Below are 21,638 nucleotides of genomic sequence, written 5' to 3' on the forward strand. Positions count from 1 at the left end.
CCAGGTCACCTTCGGATCGAGGGTCAACTCACATCACGGAGAACCTGTCCGCGCTACCCGCCAAAACGACCCGTGGTGCCGGATTGCGCGTTCAATAAATCCCCGGGACGAGGCGTTTGGTGCGTGCCGCGTATTGACGAAACGCTTCGCCGAACGCAGCTTCCAGCGCTGCGTCTTCCTCTTTGATCCGGTAGAGATAGAGGCATGCCATCAGGCTCACCATCACCACCACGCTCAGCCAGTTGCCCAAGGCCAGTGCAAAGCCGAGGAACGCAATCATGGCGCCCAGGTAGCTTGGGTGGCGCACGTGGGCGTACAGCCCTTCGGCCTTGAGTTGATGGTCGCCGCGGATGGCGACGTTGGGTGTGTGGAAGCGACCTAGCTGGGAGATCGCCATTGATCGCAAGGCGATGCCAAGCCCCAGAACAACAAGTCCTGCAACTTGCAGCGCCACGGAACGAAAGGCCCCGACACTCTGATAGGACAAACCGATGCTGATGGCGTAAACCAGCGGGCCACCGATCATCAGCAGCTTCAACGAGGACTGATCCCGATTCTCAGCACTGCCCGTCCTCAGGCGAAAGACCACCACCGCATCCAACGTCAACCAAACGAAGAAGACGACGAGAGCAACGTTCCGTACGGTGTTCATGTCTTTTCCTGCTCCTGTGACTGGGCTGGAAGCGCCATATAAAACCGAGAGAGCATCCGGAATTGCAGGGCGGCTGTCTTGCGTAGAACTACGTAGAGCGGTAGCTGTGCGGCGAAAGCTAGCCAGGATCGGGCCTCCCGACGCATGGAAGTCGCAAGGGAAAATCAGCGCCACCCCAATCGAGGCGATAACCTTGCGGCAGCTTCACCTTGCCGTTTACCTGTTGGATGGCATCTTCCACGGCGCCCGCCAGATCTCGTCCTTCGACGGAGAATTGCACGCCGATATAGCGGGAATTGTTTTCCCGATAGATGAATGACGCGCCGTTGGTCTCCTCGATATCGGCAAATTCCAGCAGACCCATCCTTCCTCCGCATTGGCCCGGCTCGTTCAAGCTGCCGGCACGCACCATCGCCCAACGCGAGCACCCGCTTCACGGCGCAGCAGTCACGCCCTTCTCCCGATTCCCGGAAAACCCCGGACCGCGCAATACCTTCCCGGGCAGAGCCGACGTCATCTTGCCATGCCGGATGACCGGAACGCCGTTGACCAGGACATCGCGCATGCCTTGCGCCAGTTGCGCGGGGTCTTCGAAGGTGGCCGGTGCCCGCAGTTTCGCCGGATCAAAGACGGCGAGGTCTGCCCACATGCCTTCCTTGATGAGGCCACGCTGCTTCAGGCCCATGCGTTGCGCGGGCATGCCCGTCATCTTGTGAATCGCTTCAGGCAGCGACAGCGTGTGATCTTCGCCGACGTATTTGCTAATGATCCGCGCAAACGCAGCGTAGGCGCGCGGATGCGGATGGCCTGCGCTGAGCGGCCCCACAGGGGCCTGTGCGCCCGCATCGTCGCAAATGGACATCCAAGGCTGCTTGAGTGCGAGCGTGACGTCCGGCTGCGACATGCCAAACACGGCAACCTCCGTGGCGGCCTGATCCTTGATCAGGAGATCGATCAGCGCGTCGATCGGCTCCTCGTTCCAGCTCCGGGCGATTTCATCGAGGTGCTTGCCCTCGAACGGCTTGAGCGACGGATCCTGCACGGAAGTGATCTCGACCGCGTCGGGGCCCGGGACTTCCAGCCAGTCGTTGCTCCACTCTTCCGAAGGCGTCTGCATGTCTTTCTGGATACGCGCACGTGCCTGCGGGTCCTTCAGCCGCTCCAGCAGCTTGGCCGTGCCGCCAGCGTGCGCCCATGGCGGGATGAACGAGGCGAGGCCGTTGCCCCACGCGGTGTAGGCGTAGGTATCGGCGGTGACATCCAGGCCGGCGGCGCGCGCCGCATCGATCTTCGCGATGACCTTGTCCATGCTGCCCCAGTTCGCATGACCCGCCACCTTCAGGTGAAAGATCTCTACCGGGATATGCGCCTTGCGCCCGATCTCGAAGGCTTCGTCGAGCGCGGCCATCTCGCCGTCGCCCTCGCTGCGCATATGCGTGGCATAGATGCCGCCATAGCCGGCTGCGGTCGTCGCCAGCGCAATGAGTTCCGGCGTGGCGCTGTAGGTTGCCGGCGGGTACTGCAAACCCGTCGATACGCCAAGGGCGCCTTCGCGCATCGCCTGGGCAACGATCGCCTGCATGAGCCCAAGCTCCTTTGCCGTCGGCTGGCGATCGCCATAGCCGATCACCATTTCGCGCGCGGTCGCCGCGCCGACGTAGGTTCCGAAGTTCACCGCGATGCCCTGGCTTTGCAGGCGATCGAAGTAGCCGCTCAGCGTCGTCCATCCCGGCTTGGTGTGACTTCCTTCCTCGGCGAGGATCTTGTCGTTGATCGGCGCATCCGACTCACCTTCGCCCGTAATCAGCGTGGTGACGCCCTGGAAGATCTTCGACTGCGCGTGGCCGTCCACCAGAAGCGTATGACCGGATTGATCGAGCATGTCGACGAAACCGGGCGTGATCGTCAGGCCACGCGCGTCGATAACCTGCTTCGCATCGACCTGACCAAGCTTGCCAATGGCGGCAATGTGGCCGTCCCTGATCGCGACATCAGCCGCATAGGCGGGCGACCCGGTCCCATCGATGACCTGCCCACCACGGATGACCACGTCATACGACGGCGCGGATGCCGCCTGCGCGATGAGCGCCGGCATGATCAGGGCAGCGATGACAATGGAGCGGATGACTGGGTACATACCTACCCTTCCGACAGTGGCGTCGATGGTGATGGAAGCGGCGGCCGAGCTTTCAAGAACAAGGCCTGGACCGCCCTACGGAACAACGACATCCATATCGTCACGCATGCCGCAAACGATAGTCGTGCTTCAGTCCTTCCGCACAGGTCATCGGTCATCGCGTATCCAGACTGATAGCAGGAACGGCGCCCGTTTCCGACCTGAAGCACGCAAATCCAGCCGCGCACAACACCACCAACGTCAGGATTGCGAAAATCAAAGGATGCTTCATTCGGCGCGGCCTTGATCACTGGAGTCGACTTCTTCTGACGGCCGCCATGCGTCGGAAGCGGACGCGTCCCGATCGGCCGCGGGTTACTGACCGGAACGATCGCTCCTCAGGCTCTGCGCAAGCGATTCAACATTGCGAGTCCAAGCGGTAAATAGATCCTCATCCTCTTCCCAAAGCTCCCTCAGCTCACTGGACTTGGCACATACCCGCAGGCATGCCTTTGAACCAAGGTCGGCCAGCGCGGAAAAGTCGAGCTTGGCCAGTCTCTCGCGCCAAGCTATCCGGGCTTCGGTTTCGTCATCGTCCAACGGTTCGCCGCCTTTCGCCGAAACGATGACCGCCGCGGAAGCGAGAACCGCTTGGGCGGCGTCATATTCCAGGTAGTCCGCATCAAGCGCGGTCTCGAACGCCTTTCGCATGACACCCCGTGGGTCGGCCGGCGGAATTAACTTCTCTTCGAGGAAATCCAAAGCGGAGTCATCCTCGAAGACTTTCGCACCCCAAGCGCCCATGTGCCTCTCCATCGGTCAATAGTTGGCTGAAACACTAAAAAGTACCCTGCTCCCGACTGCTCCGAAAGTCGCATCTAATCGTCGGTGTGGAAAGATCCACACTGGGTTGCGACTTACCGATCGCTAGAACCCTTGGGCACCCCATCACCCAGCTTGACGCCCGCCTCGCAGTTACGCCACCTTCGCGGCATCGGATCAAGTCACGCCATGGCCGCCATGCGACGCGAGATCGCCATCGTTGTTTTCCCGGGATTTCAGCTGCTGGATGCTGCCGGCCCTGTCGCCGTGTTCGAGATGGCTGAGCGGTTCCGGCCGGACAGCTATGTAATCAGCGTGCTGGCGCCGGGCGGCGGGATCGTGCGCAGCTCGTCGGGAGTGTGCCTGGCGGCGGAGCCGATGGCATCGGGACGCTTCGATACGGTGATCGTTTCGGGCGGCAATCTCTCGCAGCTCGAGGAAAGCCAGGCGGGCATCGTGGCGTGGCTCGGCGATGATGCATGGCGACGCGCGGCGGGTGTCTGCTCCGGGGCATTCTTCCTGGCGGAGGCCGGGCTGCTCGATGGTCGCCGCGCCACCACGCACTGGGCCGCGGCCGAGCGGTTCCGGTTGCGCTATCCCAACGTGCACCTGGATGCCGACCGGATGTTCGTGAGGGATGGGGACGTCTGGACGTCCGCCGGCATTTCCGCCGGCATCGACCTTGCGCTGGCACTGGTCGAGGACGACCTCGGCCCCGGCATCGCCCGGCGTGCAGCCCAGCAGCTTGTGGTGCACCAGCGCCGACACGGTGGGCAGTCGCAGTATTCCGTGCTGGTGGAACAGGGAGGCAAGACCGGGCGGTTCGGCGAGCTGATCGGCTGGATGCGCACCCGCCTTGCCGAACCCATGACGGTCGAGCGCCTGGCCGAGCGCGCGGCGATGAGTCCGCGGAATTTCTCCCGCGCTTTCGTGGCCGAGATCGGCGCAACGCCGGCGAAGGTGGTGGAAGGCCTGCGGCTGGAGGCCGCCCGCGTTGCGGTGGAGACCAGCCATCTGCACCTCGACCACATTGCCGCTTCGACCGGCTTCGGCGATTCGAGCCGCATGCGCCGCGCCTTCGTCCGCGCCCTTGGCATGTCGCCCCAATCGCTGCGTCGCAGTGCAGGCGGCTGATTACCGCGGAATGTCACGGTGCTGGGCCCCGTCGGGCGGGTGCAATCCTTGGCCCGGGTTGACTGTTTTTGTCCGGAAATTGTCCTTGCCGCGATCGGCCCCACCATCGATAAAGAAGCGCCCCGGAACTCCCCAGCCGGGCGGCCCTTTCGCTCTCCGGCCCGGTGCTCCGGCAACGGGCGATTCGTGACCACGGGCGGCATGACCGCTGCGACTTGGCCAGGGAAACCAGCAACGTCTTTCACGTGAGGATATGCATGCGCCTGATCCTGTTCGTTTCGGCATGGCTCTTTTGTCTGGGCACCGCGCAGGCGGCGACGCCTGAACCCGCCATCCCACCGGCACCCACCACCACGCGGCTCGACCACGTCCTGCTCTGGGGTCGCGGCATCGACCAGACCACGTCGGTGATGGCGGTGAAGCTTGGCTTCCAGGTCCGCCCCGGCCGCGACCCCGAGGGCGTGGCCAACCGCTATATCCGCTTCTCCGACAGCAGCTTCATCGAGCTGCTCGGCATCACCCGGCCCAACCCCACGTTCGATCCCGGCATGAAGCAGGATCAGGAGGCGCTGAAGGGCGGCCCGGGGTCGCGTACGTTCGGGTTCCGCACGTCCTCGCTGGATGCCATCCACAGCTCGCTGCAGGCGTTGCACTACGCGGTGACGCCGTTCTTCTCCGGCCCTGACAGCAGCAAGCCTGGCTGGCGCCTGTTTGCCTTCGACCGTGCACCACTGTCGAGCAACACCTTCTTCATCGACTACGCCGCCGGCTATGCGCCGGACCAGTTTGATCCCGCCAATGCCGACGACTACCGCGCGACGCGCGAGCATCCCAACGGGGCGCGCACGTTGTCATCGATCTGGCTGGTGTCGAGCGATGCCGACGCCGACCGCCGGGAGCTGGAGAAGATGGGCTTTGGCCACGCCGTAGCGGTGAAGCTGCCCGAAGTGGGCGCGAAGGGTTTCTGCATACCCGTCGGCCCGACGGCGCTGCTTGCGCTTCAGCCCGACGGCGCGGGCTTGGCCGAACGAACCTTGGCGAACGGTGGACCGCGCATCCTCGGCGTGAGTTTCGGCGTAGCCGATCTCGGGCGTGCACAGCGCTGGGTCGAGCGTGGTTACGAGGGCAAGCTGGCGACCTATCGCGGCCTGTCGGGTGAATCCTTCCTCGCGCCCACGCAGGAAGATCTCGGCCTGTCCATCGAGTTCCACGCGATGCAGCCGGGTAACGTGGTTTGCTCGGTGGCCAAACCATAAGACATGCGTGACCTGATCACTGGCATGGATGACGCAGGGCGTCCGGAACGCTAACGCCGGATCGCCCCGCTCCGCTACTTGCCCTTGCCGATCCGCCAGCAGGCCTCAAGGAACAGCCGTCGTTCCGGCTCGCCATCGATTTCAGGCGCGAGGCGTCGCGCCAGGGCATCCAGATCGCCGCCGCCCTGCACCGCCCGACGCACCAGATGCCCGGCTACCGGTCCGATGCGTTTTGCCAGCTCGATCTCCAGCAGGCGCAGATGCGCGGCGTCGAAACCGCTCGCGGGATGAGCAGCATCCACTGGCGCGTTGCCGTTAGATTTCCGAGGTTCGGCGGCGTGCCCGCGGACCGCGTTGCCACCAAGCGCCGTATCGAGGTAATCGCACAAGCGATCGATGTGGGGTTCCAGCGGCGACGGGAACGCATCCATCCAGTGCTGCGCGCTGAGGAAGTACTCCATGCTTTTGGACGGCAACACGTCCTCGATCCGAAACGGAAGCACCGGCAACTGCTTGTGCACAGCCCGCTCCACTTCGCGACGCACCTGTGCCGAATCGTTGCTGTTGCCGGAAAACACCAGCACCATCAGCCGCGCGCTGGAAATCGCGTCGATGATTTCAGCGGCCCAGTCAGCGGCCGGAGATACATCGCGCGGCGCAATCCACACCCGGATGCCGCGTGCCTCCAGGCGTTGCACCAACGCGAAAGCCGCTTCCCGGTCCGGCTGCGAATAGCTGACGAACAGGTCGTGTGCCATGGCTCAGCCGCCCAGCAAGCGCAGCGCCTTGTCCAGGCTCTTGCGCATGCGATCAAGGGCCGTGGACAACGCCGCCACTTCGGGCCCGCCGCCGCGCGGAAAGTCCGCTGCCGCGGTATCGCCGAGGCTGACCTGGTCGGCTATCCGTGCGATTCGACGCACGGGACGGATGACCAGCACATGGATCGATACGTTGACGATCACCAGCACGCAGACAAGCATCGCGGCGATGGCGGCCAGCACGTCACGGCGCACGCGACCGGCGCTCGCCTCGGCGCTGGCGAACGGCACCGACACGATCTGCGCGCCGACAATCTCGTTGGGTTGCCAGCCAAATCCATTGTCGCTGCCATAGCGAGCGAGCATGGTCGCAGGCGCTGCCGACGGCAGGCTGTGACAACCCAGGCAGCCCGCATCGACGCGGATGGGACGCGCCAGGTAAAGAGTTCTGCCCAGCGGTGTATCGCGTGTTCCGCTCACTTCCCTGGTGGCGCTGTCGTTGCGGAAGCGCTGCACGATATCCGCCTCCCAATCCGTTGCGCGGTCGCGTGGATTGGTCGGGTTGAGCGTGGCCTCTTTATAGGCGTAGTCCGGATGTGCTTTGTGCAGGGTGAGGAAGTTCTGCGTCGCGGCATAGAACGGCACGCTCTGCGGGCGAAACGCAGTGGCCATCTTGTCGTCGAGCAACGGCCCGATCTCGGTCTCGGTGTAGGAGCGGATCGCCGCCGCGCTGTCCAGCATCAAGCCGGCCTGGCCCAGCACTTCGCGCGTGGCGTTCTCCTGCAGCGTCGAGGTTACGACCAGAGAGATCGCGAGCATGCCGAGCGCGAAGGCGACCAGCAGTATCAGGTTGATCCGCAGCAACATGCTCGGTCCCCCTCATCGAAGCGCAGGTGCATGGACCCGGCCCGATCGTGTTGATGGCTGTTGGAACTTCCGTGTCGTCCCGGGAAGGTGCCACTTACGCCGTCATGGAAAGCATGACACAAAGCGCCGGGCAAGGAGCCGCCTGGGCCTGCGCATGAACTTCCGGTCAAGACAGGGCGGGGCGCCATCGCAGAGGGGGCGATGAGACGGACGGTCCGGTGCGGCCGGGTGCTGAGTGCGACGCCGGCGATACATCACCGAGGCTGCGATCAAGCTGATCAATGGCTAGTCAGGCCAGCAGCACCCAATCGGCCGCTTCGATGGCGTAAGGCGCAAACAGGAAGTCCCGTATCGCGACGATGCTGTCGCCCCGCCAGTCGATCAGCACGAAATGCACGGGCTGCCGCGTGGGGCTGTCCTTGTCGAATACCAACATGGCCGGCCGCCCTTCGATAGCCCCGAACGCAAAGCGCCATTGCGGTGCTCCCGCGTAGCGCGTGAAGTAAGGGCCGATGCCTTCGCGGCCCTCAAGCTTGAGCCGGTTCACCAGGTCCAGCTTCACGTCGTCGGCTAGCATGCCGCGAATGGCGTCGAAGTCGCCGTGCTGGAACAAGCGGACATAGGTGCTGACTTTGTTCCTGTCCTCGTCGGACATCAGCGGCAGGCGCGTTTCGTCCGGTAGTTGAGCCAGCTGCCGCAACGTCACGCGTCCACGCTGCAACGCGGACTTCGCCGCCGCCGGCGTGCAGCCGGCGATGCCCGCCACTTCCTCGACCGAATGCCCGAGGACGTCCTTGAGGATCACCGCGCAGCGCTGGAGTCCGGGCAACCGCAGGAAGCGATGGAACCCCACCTCGACGATATGTGGTTCGAACGTCGAGGTGTCCTCGATGTCTGCGGTCAAGGGAACAACCTTGTGACGAGCGCCGCGACGAAGGAAATCAAGGCTCGAGTTGTGGGCGATCCGCAGCAGCCAGCCTTCGAGATTGTCCACGGCAACGCCTTCGGACCGCGCACGCAAGGCATTCACCAGCGCATCCTGCACCGCATCTTCGCCGTCCACGGTCGATCCCGTCATGCGCGCGCAGTAGCGATGCAGGCGCGGTCTCAGCTCGCGCAGACGATCCTCGAATTGCTCGTCATTCATGTCTGAAGCCTCATCGATGCATCCGGCCATCGCTCGGGAAATCGTGCCGTAACCGATGCGCGAATCGCCGGGCAGCATAGCGCTTGCCTGGCGATTCGCGCGGATGGCGGTGGGCAACCGCAACGGCCGGCTCTGCTGGCACGGAAAAATGCCGGCATCAGGCATCAACAACGCTACCGCCTTGGCCCCAGCATCGCCGCTGGCGATCAACGCCCTGCTCTCCCGCAACGTCGTCGGCGTAACTCACCGACTCCGCCCGAACACTTCCGAGGCCATCATCGACTCGAAGCTGGCCAGCTCGCGAATACGCGGGAAATAGGCCTGCATGCGCGGGTCAGCCCGCATCGCGTCCACGGCGGCAGGCGTTTCCCATTCCGAATAGATGACGACGCCCTGGCCGTCCGCGGCGGCCATCAGGCGGCTCGCCTTCCAACCCGACAACGTGGAGACCACGGCTTCAATATTGTGTTTCAGCAATGCAACAAGCTCCTCCTGCCGACCGGGTTCGACCTTCAGGAGATTGACGAGCACAACGGGATGGGTGGGCATGGCACGGGTCCTTTCAGTGGGAACACAGCAAGGACGAACCAGCAATGCAAAACGGATCGGTGGGCGTGAAATTTCTTTCGTGCCTGTGGAACTGGCGGGGCAAGGCCGTGACCCGCTACAGCCGCGAAACGGACACGGTTGTCCTTTCCACGTGAAGGATCAAATGGACACAGGCTGTCCATTTCGCCGACAGCCAGCTTCGCGCAACTATCCTGAGCACCGGATAGGACCTGAGACAATGCCATGTCTGCCGATACCAAGACTCCGCTCGAGCACGTCCACGACGTGCTCGCCCAGCTCAAGGAAATGCGTCACTACGCGAAGAACAACGTCGAAACGCTGACGGCGCAGTGGTTGCTGTTCGACGGCGAGCTGAAGAAGCTCAAGCACGTCGGCGCGATCGATACCCTGATGACTCGTCAGAGCGAGTTGCACGACGCACTGAATGAGGAAATTGTCGCCCTGGAGGAATTGGCGGTGACACTGCAGCCGCCTCCGGAAGAGGCTTCATAGGGGGCGCCACTCTCCCAGGCCGTCTTCCGCGCCACGAACTCGGTCCGTGGCGCGACTACCGCCGTTTCCTCAGCGGATCCAGCAGAGGCTTCAGGCCGTTGTGGTCCAGCTCAAGCGCCAGAGCAAGCAGATTCCCGAGATCACCCCGCGGGAAACCCTTGCGTGCATACCACGCGAGATAAGCACCAGGCAGATCGGCCAACAGCCGGCCTTGGTACTTCCCATAGGGCATCGTCATGGTGACAAGCCGTTGCAGGTCTTCGGGCTTCACTTGGCGGGCATCCAGCACATCTGGGTTCTCGATAAAGATAACTACTGCCTCAGCGGGCGCTCCAGAAGCCACCCCAGGAAGTAGAACATCAGCACTCCCCACAGGACGTCCAGAATAGCTCCCGACCACCCCAATACGTCATCGGATAAACCGAAAAGGGAGTGAATGCGATCATCAAGAAGCACGACCCAATAGGACATTGGCAATGTCAGGAAGCTAAGAATCCACGATGGATCCCCGTCTCCGTGTGCGATGGCGATGAGGCACCGGACCGCGAAAGCCAGAAACACGATTGAGAAGACAAGGCCACTGCACGAACCCGCAGCGACGGCGACAGCGAAACCTGCCGTCCAGACCGATGATCCGGGGCAGCACTGCATCAAGGACCGGGATCAGGGCACCCTTGCTTCATTGCGTTGGTGCCTTGGCATCGGCGACGGGGTTCTGCGACCCCGGTAGCTCACCACCAATCGTCGCGGGACGATACCGCCTTTCACCGATTTCACGCTTCGCGTGTTCCACGATCACCAACAGACATCGTTGAAATAGACGGGCTCGTCGCCGGTGTCGCGCAAGCCCGCGGCAAAACATGCTCCATAGGACTTGTTGATGTCGCAGACAGGCGGACTAGCCGACATTGGCTCGCAGGCAGACAGCCGGCACGACCGTTCCGGCCAGGCCGAGCAGCGTGGCGGCCACACCCATCCATACAGGGATGCGGTTTTCAGGCTCGCCGCCTGGCCTTGAGGCATGGCGCTCCACGCAGAGCGTCACCATGAAGAACGCCGACAACAGGCCGAACCCCACCGACGCCGGACCGAGGGTTTCATAAAAACCCATCTGGTGTCGCTCGAACCCTTTGGGCACCACTCCCAGCGCCGAGACGCCCATCAGCGTGGCGGGCAAGCCCATGAGCAGAAGCGCGAAGGTGAGTCCGCGGCGACGCCGGATGATGCCCGGCCAAGCCAGCCCCAGCCAGGCCAGCAACAAACCCGTTAAACCAGCCAACCCCGAGAGGCCTGGTAGCAGCACCACTAGGCCGAGAAGCGCCATCGGCCCCAGCATGACCACACTGCCCAGCACGGCCGGAGCGAACAGCACGAATAACCAAAGCCTGCGTTGCGCGTACATGATGGGCTGCATGAGTCCTTCACCGTTTCCGTTGGCAATCTCTGGATACCCATGCCGGCCATCGACGGTAAACGCCGGGCCAGCACCTGCAATGACATCCGCACACGCATGCCATGTCCGCATCAGCGGCCTGCACCAGGCCGTGCGACAAACGACGTTTCTGCTTTTCCCCTGCGCGTACCGGCGATGCCGGCGCGGACGCGTGCGGGGATTATGACCCGAACGGCGGAACGTGAGTGCCTGCGATCTACCCGTCCGTGCGACGGCCGGCATATGCCAGCGGCGGATTCGTCGCAAGTACAGGGGTCGGGATTGAGCTGCTGCGACGAGGCGGCCGGCCTGGACATGTCGAGGCGGCCAAGGCGGCAGATGTCCGCCGCACGACGGCAACTTCAGTAGAAATACGCAGGCCCATCTAAGTGAAGTTGCGCTTGTCGGGCCGATCCTGTGGCGGATGATGACCGGCGGAATCGCGCTGACGTGGCAGCGCGTCCATCACTTCGCAGGAGTGGCTCATGAGCAACGTCACCGCCAAGATCAAGCATGAATTCCTGGAGATGCTTCCGCCGACGATCTACTTCTTCGTCATCCTGCACATCATCGCCCTGGTGCGCACGCTGATGACCCGCGGCAGCGGTGTCGAGTTGCCTGTCAGCGCCTCGATCCTGCTGGCTTCGCTGATCCTTGGCAAGGCCGTACTCATCGCCAACCTGCTGCCTTTCATCAACCGCTTTCCTGAAAAGCCTCTGATCTGGAACGTGGCATGGAAAACGGCGATCTACACCGTGATCGCCCTGGTCATCCATTACCTGGAACGGCTTTACGAACACTGGAAGGACGCTCCGAACATCGCGGCGGCCAACCATACGCTACTCATGGAAATGAACTGGCCACGCTTCTGGGCCATCCAGCTGCTGCTGGTCGTGCTCGTTCTCAACTATTGCGTATTTGCGGAACTGGGGCGCGTGATCGGGCGCGATCGCTTCAAGGCCATGTTCTTCGGCCCGATCCCACCGCGACCGGTGGAGCGGACGGCCACCTGAGTCACTCAGCATGCCAAACCGCTGTCACGCATCAAACGGGTGACATGCCGCGCGAGTGCTTCGCGCGGTGTACTCAATGCACGGCAGCGCCTTCCGGAAAGCGCGAAATGGCCTGCACCGCGGCTTCTTCGAAGGAACCCGCTTGTTCGTCCACATTCGGCGCGGGCAACAGCGTGGCGTCGCGAGGACCCAGCGGCTCGGGCAACAGCATCGCTGCAATGTGTACGCCCGGCATGCGTTGGCGCAGATGCGTAACCAGCGTGTCGATGCCCTCTCGCTCTTCGGCGGGGCTGGCGCTGACGATGTACAACAGCGACACGGCGTTGGGCGTCAACTCCGGATGAGGCTCGGCATCGAAGGAGTCGAAGTCGCCCACCGACATGTGTCGCGCATCGATATGCAGGTCGCGCAGGATGCGGGTAAGCAGTTCGGTCGCCAGGTCATCGACCACCGAACCCAGGCCGATGCACAGCACGATGGATCCCGGCGCCACCGCCAGCGGCCCTTGCCAGCGCCCGCTCACGTTTTCGCGCTGACGGCGCAACTGGCGACCGATGCTCATGTCCTCCAGCACCGAGGTCCGGCGCGGCCAGCGCAGGTGGGTGCGCCGCGCGCTGCCCAGTGCCTCGATGACGCTGACGACGGTGTTGCGCACGGTCGTCAGCTGTTCGCCGCCGATCACGCCACGGCGCAGGTCGATGTTGGCCAGTTGCAGCGCCGGCAACAGCACGCCGTCGCAATAGGCGGCAAACGACTTTCGCTTCAGGAACGTGCGGGCTTCGGCGATGATTTCGCCCGCATCGCCGGACAGCGCGCGCTGGTAAAGCCGCTGCGGCATGGTCAGCGCGGGCGCGTCGCCCAGCAGTACGTTGAGCAGGTCCAGCGCCTTCACGTGGCGCCCCGCGACAACGAGGCACAGCGTCAGCGGGGTGGACATCACCAGCCCGATCGGGCCCCACAGCCAGCTCCAGAAAATGGCGGCCACCACCACGGCCAGCGGTGACAGGCCGGTGGTGTGGCCGTAGAGGAACGGCTCCACCAGTTGGGACACCACGATCTCCACCACGATGTAGAGCGCCAGCGTCATCACCAGCAACGACCAGCCCGGCACCACCGCCGCCGCGAACAGCGCCGCGAGCATCGCCACCAGCCACACACCCACGTAAGGCACGAAACGCATCACCGCGGTGAGCGCGCCCCACAGCGGCGCGTTCGGCACGCCGATGAGCCACAGGCCGAGCCAGATGGCCATGCCGACGCCGACGTTCACCGAGAAGGTGGAAAGGAAGAACCGCGAGAGCCGTTCGCCCGCGTCGTTGATGGCCGCCGTGGTGGCACGCAGATCGGCGCCTCCAGCAAGCCGTATGAAGCGATCACGCAGGGATTCGTGTTCCAGCAAGACGAACACCAGCACGACCAGCACGATGCCGGCCGTTTCCAGGGGCACCCATGCGGTCGACACCACGCGCGAGAGTATCGCCATCGGTGCGGAAGGCGGGCGCGTTCCAGGCGACGTTGTCCCGGCTGCCGTGGGCGGCAGCGTGGATGTGCCGGCAACGGTTGCCTTGGGCGCGGATGTTTCGGTGGAGATGACCTTGCCGAATTCGCCCTGCATCGCTTCGAGACGACCGATGGTCATCTCTCGCAGCGTCTGCACCTTGGCGTGCACGGTGGCCTCGTACTGCGGCAGGCCACGCGCCATGTGCACCATCTGCGTACCGATCACCGTGGCGAGCCCGGTGCTGATGAGCACCAGCGCCAGCACGGCGATGAACACGGACGAGCCGTGCCCCAGGCCAAGGCGACGGTAGAGTTTTACCCACGGCGCCATCAGCAGGCTGAAGAAAACCGCCAGCACGATGGGCACCAGTACTTCGCGACCGACATACAACAGCGCCAGCACGGTGGCCGCGGCAATGATCACCACGGCCCGCTGGCTGGGTGAGACGGCGGTGGGCGATGCGTTGGCATCCGAAGACATGGGCACTCTCCGTGCGATAGGCATGCCGGAGCCGCTTGGCCCAGGACGGCGAGAGCATAGCCCGCCGTCCGTCACGTGTCCGACTACGCCGCCTCGCTTTCCAACGGCAAGCGGCACAGGCGGCGTACGTCGAGCAGGGCCACGAAGCCACCCTGCCACGGCAGTACGCCGTGCACGGGATCTTCATCGCGCAAGCTGCCGCCGGGCGGTGGCGGCGCGACCTCGGCGCCATCGGGATTCACCAGGTCGCCCACCGCATCCACGCGCAGGCCGACCAGATGCGCCGCATGCGAAAGCATGACCACGCGAACAGCGCCGTCATCTTGGCCACCGTGTTCTGGCAGGCCCAGCCGCTGGCGTCCATCCAGCACCGGCACGATGCGGCCGCGCAGATGGCGGATGCCCAGCAGCTCGCTGGCGGCGCCGGGCACCGGCGTGATCTCGCCGTCGCGGATCACTTCGCTTACCTGTGCAAGCGGCGCGGCATACAGCTGCCCGCCAATGCGAAAGGACAGCCAGCGGTCTGCGGCAACATGATGGATATCGCTCACGGCATCGACTCCCCGGCGCGTGCCGGCACAGCATGGTTGGCAAAGGTGCGCGTCACGGCCCGCGCTCCGGCGGCGACACGCGCGGCGCGGTAACCGTGATGGCGCCGGTGGCGCCGCGCGGCGCCATGGTGGTGCTTTCCTCGCCCTGCCCGGCTTCCGCACTTTGCGCAGGACCGGCCAGGATCACCTTGTTCACCGGGATATCCGCGCCCGCCGCCGGTACGGTAATGGGACTTCTAGGAGCCGGTACTTCCGGCATGGGCGCGGCGCGCGGCGCGGACGCCACGGCGGAGTTGCTCACGCCGGCCAGTGCCGGCACCGATGATGGTTCCTTGCTGGTATCGGTGGCGTCGGCCATCTGGGTCGCATGCTCTGCATCGTTATGCAGCCGGGCGGGCTCGTCGCTGCCCAACACCACGATCAGCACGCGGCGATTGTGGTTGCGGCCGTCCACGGTGGCGTTGTCGCCGGCAGGACGATATTCGCTCCAGCCCACGATGCCCAGGCGCGAAGGATCCACGCCCTGCTCACTGAAAAGGCGCGCAACGCTGGCCGCGCGGGCGGCGGAAAGTTCCCAGTTGGACGGGTACAGCGCGGAACTGATCGGACGATCGTCGGTATAACCCTCGACGCGCACCGGATTGGGAAACGGACGCAGGATGTCCGCCATCTGGTCGAGCACCGTGTGCGCCTGTTCGGAGAGCCTGGCCACGCCGCTGGGGAACAGGATGTCGGTGCGCAGTTCCACCTCCAGCCAGTTGGTGCTCTTGCGCACGATCACCATCTGCTTGTCGATCAACGGCTGCAGCGCATGCTGCACCTTGTCGCGGATCGCCTCGAGGTTCTGTTCTTCCGTGCGCTGCTGCAGACGCTGGCGCACGTCGGCCACGCGCACCGGCTGCGGTCGCGCCGGAATCGGCACGTTCACCGGCGTGGTGGCTGCACCCGGCTGCCCGGAGGGCGAAGCCACCGCCGGGTCGACGTTGTGTGGCGAGGCGCGCGTCTGCGGCATCGGCGCGATCACGTGGCTGGAGCCGTTGAACGCCTCGATGATCGACTCGGACATCACGCGGTACTTGCCTTCGTTCACCACCGACACCGCGTACATCACCACGAAGAAGGCGAGCAGCAACGTCATCAGGTCGGCATAGGGAATGGCCCATGCCTCGTGATTGACGTGATCCTCGTGTTTTTTCTTCTTCCTGGCCACGTCGCGTCCCGGTTACGGCAGATAGCCCTGCAGCTTCGCTTCGATCTGGCGCGGGTTGGCACCTTCGGCGATGGCCACCAGGCCCTCGATGAGGATCTCGCGCATCTGCGTCTGCTTGTGGATGAGGCCTTTCAGCCGCGCGGACATCGGCAGCATCAACAGGTTGGCCAGCGCGACGCCATAGATGGTGGCGACGAACGCGGCGGCGATGCCGTGTCCCAGCTTGCTGGGATCGGCGAGGTTCTGCATCACCGCCATCAAGCCCATCACGGCGCCGATGATGCCCATGGTGGGCGAGAAGATGCCGGCGTTCTCGAACACCTTGGCGCCGGCAAGATCGTTGTGTTCGCGCGCGTCCACTTCCACTTCGAGCACGCCGCGAATGGCGTCGGGTTCGCTGCCATCCACCAGCAATTGCAGGCCCTTGCGCACGAAGGTGTCGCTTTCCGAATCGATCTGCGGCTCCAGGCCCAGCAGGCCCTGGCGGCGGGAGATCTCGCTCCAGCCGACGATGCGGCTGATGAGGTCGCTGGGCTGGTGCTTCGGTGGCTTGTAGATCATCGGGAACAGCTTCATCGCATGCTGCAGCACCTTGCCGGGGTTCTGCACGAGCAAGGCCGCGATGGTGCCGAGGAACACGATGACGAAGGCCGCCGGATTCCACAGCGCTTCCACGCTGGAGCCCTTGAGGATGGTGCCGACGATCACGACCACGAAGGCCAGGATCGTGCCAATGAGACTTACCAGGTCCATGTCAGGTGTTCATTCGCAAGGTGGGGAGGAGTTGGCCATCGGCGTGGGCGAGACCGGCGAGATCCATCACCAGCGCCAGGCGGCCGTCGCCGGTGACCGTCGCGCCCGCCACGGCGGGTACGCCTTCGAACAGCGGGCCAAGCGGTTTCACCATCACGTCTTCGCGGCCCAGCACTTCGTGCACCAGACCACCCAGGCGCAGGTGCCCGATGTGCAGCACCACCACGTGCCTGCCTGGCAGGTCGTTGACACCGACCCAGCCGGCGAGGTCGGCCAGCGCCAGCGCGCGACCGCGATGCGACGCCACCGCGCGGCCGTCCAGTTGTTGCTGCTGGCCGGGTGCCAGTTCGAACACTTCGTCCACGTTGCTGAGCGGAAGGGCGAGCAGTCGCGCACCGACACGCACCATCAACACGCGCTGGATGGCCAGCGTCAGCGGCACGGCCAGTTCCAGCGTGCTGCCGCGGCCCAGTTGCGAGTGCACCTGCAGCGTGCCGCCCAGCTCCGCCACGCGCGTCTTCACCACGTCCATGCCCACGCCGCGGCCGGAAATGTCCGAGACGGCGGCGGCCGTGCTGAAGCCCGGGCGGAAGATCAATTCGTAGCATTCGTTTTCGGTGAGGCGCGCGGCCTGCGCTTCATCGATGACGCCCTTCTCTACTGCCTTGCGGCGCAGGACGTCAGGATTCATGCCGCGTCCGTCGTCGGATACGGAGATGACGATGCGTTCGCCGCGCTGGCTGGCCGACAGCGTCACCGTGCCCTTGCGCGGCTTGCCGGCGCGTTCGCGATCGGCGGGCATTTCCAGGCCGTGGTCGAGCGCGTTGCGGATGAGGTGAACCATGGGATCGGCGAGTGCCTCGACCAGGCTGCGGTCGAGATCGGTACCTTCGCCTTCCTGCACCAGTTCCACTTCCTTGCCGAGCTGGCGCGAAAGATCGCGCACGATGCGCGGGAAGCGCTGGAACAGGCGACCCACCGGCTGCATGCGCATGCCCAGCACGGTGGTCTGCAAGGCATCGGCTACGCGGTCCAGTTCGCTCGCGGCCAGCGCCAGGGTTTCATCGCCCTGCTTCGCGGCGAGGCTCAGCAGGCGGTTGCGCACCAGCACGAGTTCGCCCGCGCGATGCACGAGGGTATCGAGTCGCGCGGTATCCACGCGCACGGTGTTTTCCGCCGCGGGCGGCGCATGGCGTGCAGCGGGGGCCGCAGGCGATGGGGCCGGCGCGGGTGACGGCGCAGCGGCGGGTGCGCCGGGAGGCGCGCCCTTGCCATGCAGGTTGTCGAGCAAGGCTTCGAATTCGTCGTCGCTGATGCCGCCCGACGTTGCCGGCGCGGGCGGCGCGGACGCCACCGCACCGGGCGTGCCGCCCTTGCCGTGCAGGTTGTCCAGCAGCGCTTCGAATTCGTCGTCGGAAATGGGCGCGGCTTCGACAGGTGCAGCGGGCGCACCCGGTACGCCGCCGGTGCCATACAGGCTGTCCAGCAGCGCCTCGAACTCGGAATCGTCGATGGTGCCGTCGCTGGGCGGCGGCGCCACGGGTGCCGCCACCGGCCTGGGTGCCGGCGGCGGCGCGACGTTGCCGGCGGGCGAAAGGCGCCGCAGCAGATCGGGCGGCGGCATCGCCATGGACTGGCCTGCGGCCAATGCCGAAAGCATGTCGAGCAGCAGATCCAGTGCTTCCAGCAACGCATCCATGCGGTTGGCATCGATCAACAACTGACCGTTGCGCGCCACGTTGAGCAGGTCTTCGGCGTGATGGCACAACTGCACCATCGGCTCGACCGCGAGGAAGCCCGCACCGCCCTTCACCGTGTGAAATGCGCGGAACACCGCGTTCAACAGCTCGCTGTCGCGCGGCGCGGCCTCCAGCCCGATCAGCTGGTCGCCCAGGCGCTGCACGATGTCCCCGGCTTCCACCAGGAAGGCATCGCGCAGCTCGCTGTCGAACGTGGGATCCATCAGGCGTGTGTCCTCTATTCCCTTAGAAGCCGAATTCGCTCAGCAGGCGATCCGCCTCGTCCTGGCTGGTGACCTTCACTGGCGCCGCCGCGGCTTCGCCGGTGGCGAGCGCACCGGTGAGGCTCACCAGTTCCAGCAGCGAGTTCTCCACGCTGCCGATGAAATTGACGACTTTCTTGATGCGCTGACCGGAAAGGTCCTGCCAGGACTGCGCCACCACGAAATCAGCGAGGCCTTCGCGGCATTCGGTGGCGAACGACTGGGCCTGCACGGCCAGTGCGCGGGCGCCATCGCTTTCCACGGCGCTTTCGATCAACGTGCTGGCCTTGGCCGCCACGGCATCGGCCTGCGGACGCATGCGCTCGGCGAAATCCAGCGAGCGGTGCGCGGCCTGCGAACTCATCTCCAGCACATCGTGCAGGTGCTGGCGCGCATCGGCGACGCTGCCCGGCACGCCTTCCTGCGCAAGGTCGCCACCGAGGCGGCGCACGGCGTCGTGCAGGTCGCGGGCCAGCAGGCCCAGCGCGCGGAACATGCGCTGCTCGCGCTGGCGCACCAGCACGTCCAGGGCCTGCTCGAAGGCGGCGCCATCGGCGCTGTTCAACAGATCGTGCAGTTCCTGCGGCACCGAGCCGCCTTCCATCAGGGACACTTGGGCGTTCATGCAGCAGCTCCGCTGGCGGCGAGCCGCTCGAAGATCTTGGTCAGTTTTTCCTGCAGCGTGACGGCCGTGAACGGCTTGACGATGTAGCCGTTCACGCCGGCCTGGGCGGCGGCGATGATCTGGTCGCGGTTGTTTTCCGCGGTGACCATCAGCACGGGCATGCCCTTGAGCGAAGGCTCGGCGCGAATGGCGCGCAGCAGGTCGATGCCCGTCATGTTGGGCATGTTCCAGTCCGTCACGACCAGGTCGAACGGATTGGCGCGCAACATGGTGAGCGCGTTGTTGCCGTCGTCGGCTTCCTGGATGAGCGTATTGGTGAAGCCAAGCTCCACCAGCAGGTTCCGTACGATGCGCCGCATGGTGGAGAAGTCGTCCACCACGAGGATCTTCATGTTCTTGTCCAAAGGTCTCTCCACGCTCTTGTCGCGAATGTTTTTCTCGTCATTCCGGCGATTGCCGGAATGCAGTGCCTCTACCGTGACTGGAAAGACGCGGGGTCCCGGCGCGCCCTTTGGGGAAGCGCCGGGATAACAGCGCTGGGTAGGGTGAGCGGCTGCGTTCTCAGCGCGTCCTGCCCTTCCCTGCGCCTTTCTCCCGATGCCCTGCTCCGCCCTCGGACCAATCCGTCATGCGCGCGCGCAAGCGCACGATGGCCTGGCCGTGGATCTGGCAGACGCGCGACTCGGTCACCCCGAGTACCGCGCCGATTTCCTTGAGGTTCAACTCCTCCTCGTAATACAGCGACATCACCAGCTGCTCGCGCTCGGGCAGGCTGCCGATCGCCTCGATCAGCGATTCGCGCAGGCCTTCCTGCTCGACGTTGTCCTGCGGGCTGAGGCTTTCGCCGTCCGCCACATCGAACGCCGCGCCGCCTTCGGCGTCATCGGGCGCCGAGAGGCTGAGCAGGCGTGCGCTCGCCGCGTCGGCCAGCACCTGGTGGTACTCCTCCGCGCCCATGCCCAGCCGCCGCATCACTTCGGCGTCATCGGCATCCGCGCCGGTTTCTATCTCGATCTGGCGCACGACCTCGGCCATCTCGCGCACCTTTCGGTGCACCGAGCGCGGCGTCCAGTCGGTGCGGCGCAGTTCGTCGAGCATCGCGCCACGGATGCGGATGCCTGCAAACGTTTCGAAGCTCGCATTGCGCCCGGTGGCGAAATTACGTGCTGCTTCCAGCAGCCCGATCATGCCGGCCTGGATAAGGTCGCTCACATCCACGCTCGGCGGCAGGCGGCCCATCAGGTGATAGGCAATCCTTCGCACCAGCGGCGCATGCTGGCGAACCAGTTGGTCGGCACTTTGCCGTTGCAGTTGCAGGTATTCGGAAGCCACGCTCATGTCTCACCACCCAGTCGCCACTGCGGCCTGCCTGCTGAAGAAGGCAATACGGTCCAGGCCAAGTCGCTCGGGTTCACCCCATGTATCGACCGCACCTGCCAATTGCTTGAATGCCTGTCCCGAACGGCTCGACGGCCACAGGTCCACCACTGCGCTCTGGCGCTTGATGGCCTGCCTCAGCCGCTCGTCGCTGGGCACGAGCCCCATGAATTCCAGGGCCACGTCGAGGAAACGATCGCTGACGCGCGCCAGCTTCTGGTGCAGCTGCCGGGCCTCGCCCAGGTTGCGCACCATGTTCGCCACCATGCGGAAGCGGCGCACACCGAAGTCGCGGCTCAAGACCTTGATCATCGCGTACGCATCGGTGAGCGAGGCCGGCTCGTCGCAGACCACCAGCACCACGTCGTCGGCGGCGGCAGCGAACATCGCCACGTTGTCGGACACGCCCGCCGCGGTATCCACCAGCAGGTAGTCCGGCGGCGACACCAGGTCGTCGAAGGCACGGATCACCGCGGCGTGCTCGTTGTTGCTGAGCTGCGCGAGGCGACGCGTGCCCGAACCGGCCGGCACCACCTTCAGGCCGTGCGGCGCGGGCAACAGCAGGTCTTCGATGGCGCAGCTGCCGTCCAGCAGATGTCCGATGTGGCGCGTGGGCGTGAGGCCCAACAGCACGTCGATGTTGGCCAGGCCCATGTCGGCATCGAGCAGGATCACCTCATGGCCGGCCATGGCCAGCGCCATGCCGAGGTTCACCGACACCGTGGTCTTGCCCACGCCTCCCTTGCCGCCCGCCACCGCGATGGCGCGACAACGCTTGCGCGCCGGTGGCGGCGTGGCCAGGCCAAAGGCCTGGTCGTGCGATGCCGGCTGCTTGCCATGCCGCTCCGCCAGGGCGCGCAGCATGCCTTCCAGACCTATC

Annotated in this window: 23 protein-coding genes; 4 read left to right on the forward strand and 19 right to left on the reverse strand. The window is 64.9% G+C overall.

Annotated elements, in window-relative coordinates; genetic code table 11:
• Window positions 1-91: 91 nt before the first annotated feature.
• The 4 genes from VFG49_RS02720 to VFG49_RS02735 form a co-directional block, all read right to left on the reverse strand.
• Entirely contained in the window at window positions 92-652 is a 561-nt protein-coding gene (locus tag VFG49_RS02720; protein WP_324857967.1) for an isoprenylcysteine carboxylmethyltransferase family protein, read from the reverse strand.
• A gap of 118 nt (window positions 653-770) precedes the next feature.
• Window positions 771-1,016: an efflux RND transporter permease subunit gene (locus VFG49_RS02725; protein WP_324857968.1), complete on the reverse strand. Its 246-nt coding sequence runs from the start codon at window positions 1,014-1,016 to the stop codon at window positions 771-773.
• A gap of 69 nt (window positions 1,017-1,085) precedes the next feature.
• Window positions 1,086-2,789 (reverse strand): D-aminoacylase, encoded by a 1,704-nt coding sequence (locus VFG49_RS02730; RefSeq protein WP_324857969.1) that lies wholly within the window; start codon window positions 2,787-2,789, stop codon window positions 1,086-1,088.
• Window positions 2,790-3,143: 354 nt separating this feature from the next.
• On the reverse strand, window positions 3,144-3,572 hold the full coding sequence (locus VFG49_RS02735) for a DUF4259 domain-containing protein (protein WP_324857970.1): 429 nt from the start codon (window positions 3,570-3,572) through the stop codon (window positions 3,144-3,146).
• A 207-nt stretch (window positions 3,573-3,779) separates the two neighbouring features.
• Here VFG49_RS02735 and VFG49_RS02740 point away from each other — a divergent pair, with 207 nt between their 5' ends.
• Both VFG49_RS02740 and VFG49_RS02745 read left to right on the forward strand, forming a co-directional pair.
• Window positions 3,780-4,724 (forward strand): GlxA family transcriptional regulator, encoded by a 945-nt coding sequence (locus VFG49_RS02740; RefSeq protein WP_324857971.1) that lies wholly within the window; start codon window positions 3,780-3,782, stop codon window positions 4,722-4,724.
• 257 nt (window positions 4,725-4,981) lie between these two features.
• Window positions 4,982-5,980 (forward strand): VOC family protein, encoded by a 999-nt coding sequence (locus VFG49_RS02745; RefSeq protein WP_324857972.1) that lies wholly within the window; start codon window positions 4,982-4,984, stop codon window positions 5,978-5,980.
• Window positions 5,981-6,054: 74 nt separating this feature from the next.
• On the opposite strand, the gene VFG49_RS02750 is transcribed toward VFG49_RS02745, so the two are convergent.
• From VFG49_RS02750 to VFG49_RS02765, 4 genes are all read right to left on the reverse strand, one after another.
• Window positions 6,055-6,738, reverse strand: coding sequence for a toll/interleukin-1 receptor domain-containing protein (locus VFG49_RS02750; protein WP_324857973.1), 684 nt, complete (start codon window positions 6,736-6,738; stop codon window positions 6,055-6,057).
• Window positions 6,739-6,741: 3 nt separating this feature from the next.
• On the reverse strand, window positions 6,742-7,605 hold the full coding sequence (locus tag VFG49_RS02755) for a Tll0287-like domain-containing protein (protein ID WP_324857974.1): 864 nt from the start codon (window positions 7,603-7,605) through the stop codon (window positions 6,742-6,744).
• A gap of 289 nt (window positions 7,606-7,894) precedes the next feature.
• The gene (locus VFG49_RS02760; protein ID WP_324857975.1) at window positions 7,895-8,752 is read right to left on the reverse strand and encodes a sigma factor; all 858 of its coding nucleotides are present in this window, start codon (window positions 8,750-8,752) and stop codon (window positions 7,895-7,897) included.
• A gap of 243 nt (window positions 8,753-8,995) precedes the next feature.
• Complete coding sequence (locus VFG49_RS02765; RefSeq protein ID WP_324857976.1) at window positions 8,996-9,301, reverse strand: antibiotic biosynthesis monooxygenase family protein; 306 nt, start codon at window positions 9,299-9,301, stop codon at window positions 8,996-8,998.
• A gap of 243 nt (window positions 9,302-9,544) precedes the next feature.
• Here VFG49_RS02765 and VFG49_RS02770 point away from each other — a divergent pair, with 243 nt between their 5' ends.
• Window positions 9,545-9,814 (forward strand): hypothetical protein, encoded by a 270-nt coding sequence (locus tag VFG49_RS02770; protein ID WP_324857977.1) that lies wholly within the window; start codon window positions 9,545-9,547, stop codon window positions 9,812-9,814.
• Window positions 9,815-9,869: 55 nt separating this feature from the next.
• Here VFG49_RS02770 and VFG49_RS02775 read toward each other — a convergent pair whose 3' ends face one another.
• Together VFG49_RS02775 and VFG49_RS02780 are read right to left on the reverse strand one after the other, a co-directional pair.
• Window positions 9,870-10,085 (reverse strand): DUF3820 family protein, encoded by a 216-nt coding sequence (locus tag VFG49_RS02775; RefSeq protein WP_324857978.1) that lies wholly within the window; start codon window positions 10,083-10,085, stop codon window positions 9,870-9,872.
• Between the two features lie 627 nt (window positions 10,086-10,712).
• Window positions 10,713-11,228, reverse strand: coding sequence for a hypothetical protein (locus tag VFG49_RS02780; protein WP_324857979.1), 516 nt, complete (start codon window positions 11,226-11,228; stop codon window positions 10,713-10,715).
• 503 nt (window positions 11,229-11,731) lie between these two features.
• Between VFG49_RS02780 and VFG49_RS02785 the strand changes: the two genes are divergently transcribed.
• Window positions 11,732-12,259: a hypothetical protein gene (locus VFG49_RS02785; RefSeq protein ID WP_324857980.1), complete on the forward strand. Its 528-nt coding sequence runs from the start codon at window positions 11,732-11,734 to the stop codon at window positions 12,257-12,259.
• 73 nt (window positions 12,260-12,332) lie between these two features.
• Here VFG49_RS02785 and VFG49_RS02790 read toward each other — a convergent pair whose 3' ends face one another.
• The 9 genes from VFG49_RS02790 to VFG49_RS02830 all read right to left on the reverse strand — a co-directional run bounded on the left by VFG49_RS02790 (window position 12,333) and on the right by VFG49_RS02830 (window position 21,637).
• Window positions 12,333-14,240, reverse strand: coding sequence for an AI-2E family transporter (locus VFG49_RS02790; protein ID WP_324857981.1), 1,908 nt, complete (start codon window positions 14,238-14,240; stop codon window positions 12,333-12,335).
• Window positions 14,241-14,323: 83 nt separating this feature from the next.
• Window positions 14,324-14,791 (reverse strand): chemotaxis protein CheW, encoded by a 468-nt coding sequence (locus VFG49_RS02795; protein WP_324857982.1) that lies wholly within the window; start codon window positions 14,789-14,791, stop codon window positions 14,324-14,326.
• Window positions 14,792-14,843: 52 nt separating this feature from the next.
• A complete protein-coding gene (gene motD / locus VFG49_RS02800) occupies window positions 14,844-16,001 on the reverse strand; it encodes a flagellar motor protein MotD (RefSeq protein ID WP_324857983.1) in 1,158 nt (385 codons plus the stop codon).
• Window positions 16,002-16,013: 12 nt separating this feature from the next.
• Window positions 16,014-16,754 (reverse strand): flagellar motor protein, encoded by a 741-nt coding sequence (locus VFG49_RS02805; protein ID WP_324857984.1) that lies wholly within the window; start codon window positions 16,752-16,754, stop codon window positions 16,014-16,016.
• A gap of 1 nt (window position 16,755) precedes the next feature.
• Complete coding sequence (locus tag VFG49_RS02810) at window positions 16,756-18,717, reverse strand: chemotaxis protein CheA (protein ID WP_324857985.1); 1,962 nt, start codon at window positions 18,715-18,717, stop codon at window positions 16,756-16,758.
• A 22-nt stretch (window positions 18,718-18,739) separates the two neighbouring features.
• Window positions 18,740-19,381, reverse strand: a complete 642-nt coding sequence (locus tag VFG49_RS02815) for a protein phosphatase CheZ (RefSeq protein WP_324857986.1) — start codon at window positions 19,379-19,381, stop codon at window positions 18,740-18,742.
• A complete protein-coding gene (gene cheY, locus VFG49_RS02820; protein ID WP_324857987.1) occupies window positions 19,378-19,785 on the reverse strand; it encodes a chemotaxis response regulator CheY in 408 nt (135 codons plus the stop codon). The genes VFG49_RS02815 and cheY overlap by 4 nt, the downstream gene beginning before the upstream one ends.
• Window positions 19,786-19,942: 157 nt before the next feature.
• Window positions 19,943-20,719 carry an RNA polymerase sigma factor FliA gene (locus tag VFG49_RS02825; RefSeq protein WP_324857988.1) on the reverse strand — a complete coding sequence of 259 codons (777 nt, stop codon included), beginning with the start codon at window positions 20,717-20,719 and terminating at the stop codon, window positions 19,943-19,945.
• A gap of 3 nt (window positions 20,720-20,722) precedes the next feature.
• Window positions 20,723-21,637: a MinD/ParA family protein gene (locus VFG49_RS02830; protein WP_324857989.1), complete on the reverse strand. Its 915-nt coding sequence runs from the start codon at window positions 21,635-21,637 to the stop codon at window positions 20,723-20,725.
• Window position 21,638 lies beyond the last annotated feature (1 nt).

The organism is Dyella sp. (genome assembly GCF_035685885.1).
In the GTDB taxonomy this organism is placed as follows: domain Bacteria; phylum Pseudomonadota; class Gammaproteobacteria; order Xanthomonadales; family Rhodanobacteraceae; genus Dyella.

What these genes read in the sequence shown, in the direction of transcription:
- VFG49_RS02720 (WP_324857967.1), bottom strand. Translation starts at nt 652, where the DNA reads ATGAACACCGTACGGAACGTTGCTCTCGTCGTCTTCTTCGTTTGGTTG.
- VFG49_RS02725 (WP_324857968.1), bottom strand. Translation starts at nt 1,016, where the DNA reads ATGGGTCTGCTGGAATTTGCCGATATCGAGGAGACCAACGGCGCGTCA.
- VFG49_RS02730 (WP_324857969.1), bottom strand. Translation starts at nt 2,789, where the DNA reads ATGTACCCAGTCATCCGCTCCATTGTCATCGCTGCCCTGATCATGCCG.
- VFG49_RS02735 (WP_324857970.1), bottom strand. Translation starts at nt 3,572, where the DNA reads ATGGGCGCTTGGGGTGCGAAAGTCTTCGAGGATGACTCCGCTTTGGAT.
- VFG49_RS02740 (WP_324857971.1), top strand. Translation starts at nt 3,780, where the DNA reads ATGGCCGCCATGCGACGCGAGATCGCCATCGTTGTTTTCCCGGGATTT.
- VFG49_RS02745 (WP_324857972.1), top strand. Translation starts at nt 4,982, where the DNA reads ATGCGCCTGATCCTGTTCGTTTCGGCATGGCTCTTTTGTCTGGGCACC.
- VFG49_RS02750 (WP_324857973.1), bottom strand. Translation starts at nt 6,738, where the DNA reads ATGGCACACGACCTGTTCGTCAGCTATTCGCAGCCGGACCGGGAAGCG.
- VFG49_RS02755 (WP_324857974.1), bottom strand. Translation starts at nt 7,605, where the DNA reads ATGTTGCTGCGGATCAACCTGATACTGCTGGTCGCCTTCGCGCTCGGC.
- VFG49_RS02760 (WP_324857975.1), bottom strand. Translation starts at nt 8,752, where the DNA reads ATGAATGACGAGCAATTCGAGGATCGTCTGCGCGAGCTGAGACCGCGC.
- VFG49_RS02765 (WP_324857976.1), bottom strand. Translation starts at nt 9,301, where the DNA reads ATGCCCACCCATCCCGTTGTGCTCGTCAATCTCCTGAAGGTCGAACCC.
- VFG49_RS02770 (WP_324857977.1), top strand. Translation starts at nt 9,545, where the DNA reads ATGTCTGCCGATACCAAGACTCCGCTCGAGCACGTCCACGACGTGCTC.
- VFG49_RS02780 (WP_324857979.1), bottom strand. Translation starts at nt 11,228, where the DNA reads ATGCAGCCCATCATGTACGCGCAACGCAGGCTTTGGTTATTCGTGCTG.
- VFG49_RS02785 (WP_324857980.1), top strand. Translation starts at nt 11,732, where the DNA reads ATGAGCAACGTCACCGCCAAGATCAAGCATGAATTCCTGGAGATGCTT.
- VFG49_RS02790 (WP_324857981.1), bottom strand. Translation starts at nt 14,240, where the DNA reads ATGTCTTCGGATGCCAACGCATCGCCCACCGCCGTCTCACCCAGCCAG.
- VFG49_RS02805 (WP_324857984.1), bottom strand. Translation starts at nt 16,754, where the DNA reads ATGGACCTGGTAAGTCTCATTGGCACGATCCTGGCCTTCGTGGTCGTG.
- VFG49_RS02810 (WP_324857985.1), bottom strand. Translation starts at nt 18,717, where the DNA reads ATGGATCCCACGTTCGACAGCGAGCTGCGCGATGCCTTCCTGGTGGAA.
- VFG49_RS02815 (WP_324857986.1), bottom strand. Translation starts at nt 19,381, where the DNA reads ATGAACGCCCAAGTGTCCCTGATGGAAGGCGGCTCGGTGCCGCAGGAA.
- VFG49_RS02825 (WP_324857988.1), bottom strand. Translation starts at nt 20,719, where the DNA reads ATGAGCGTGGCTTCCGAATACCTGCAACTGCAACGGCAAAGTGCCGAC.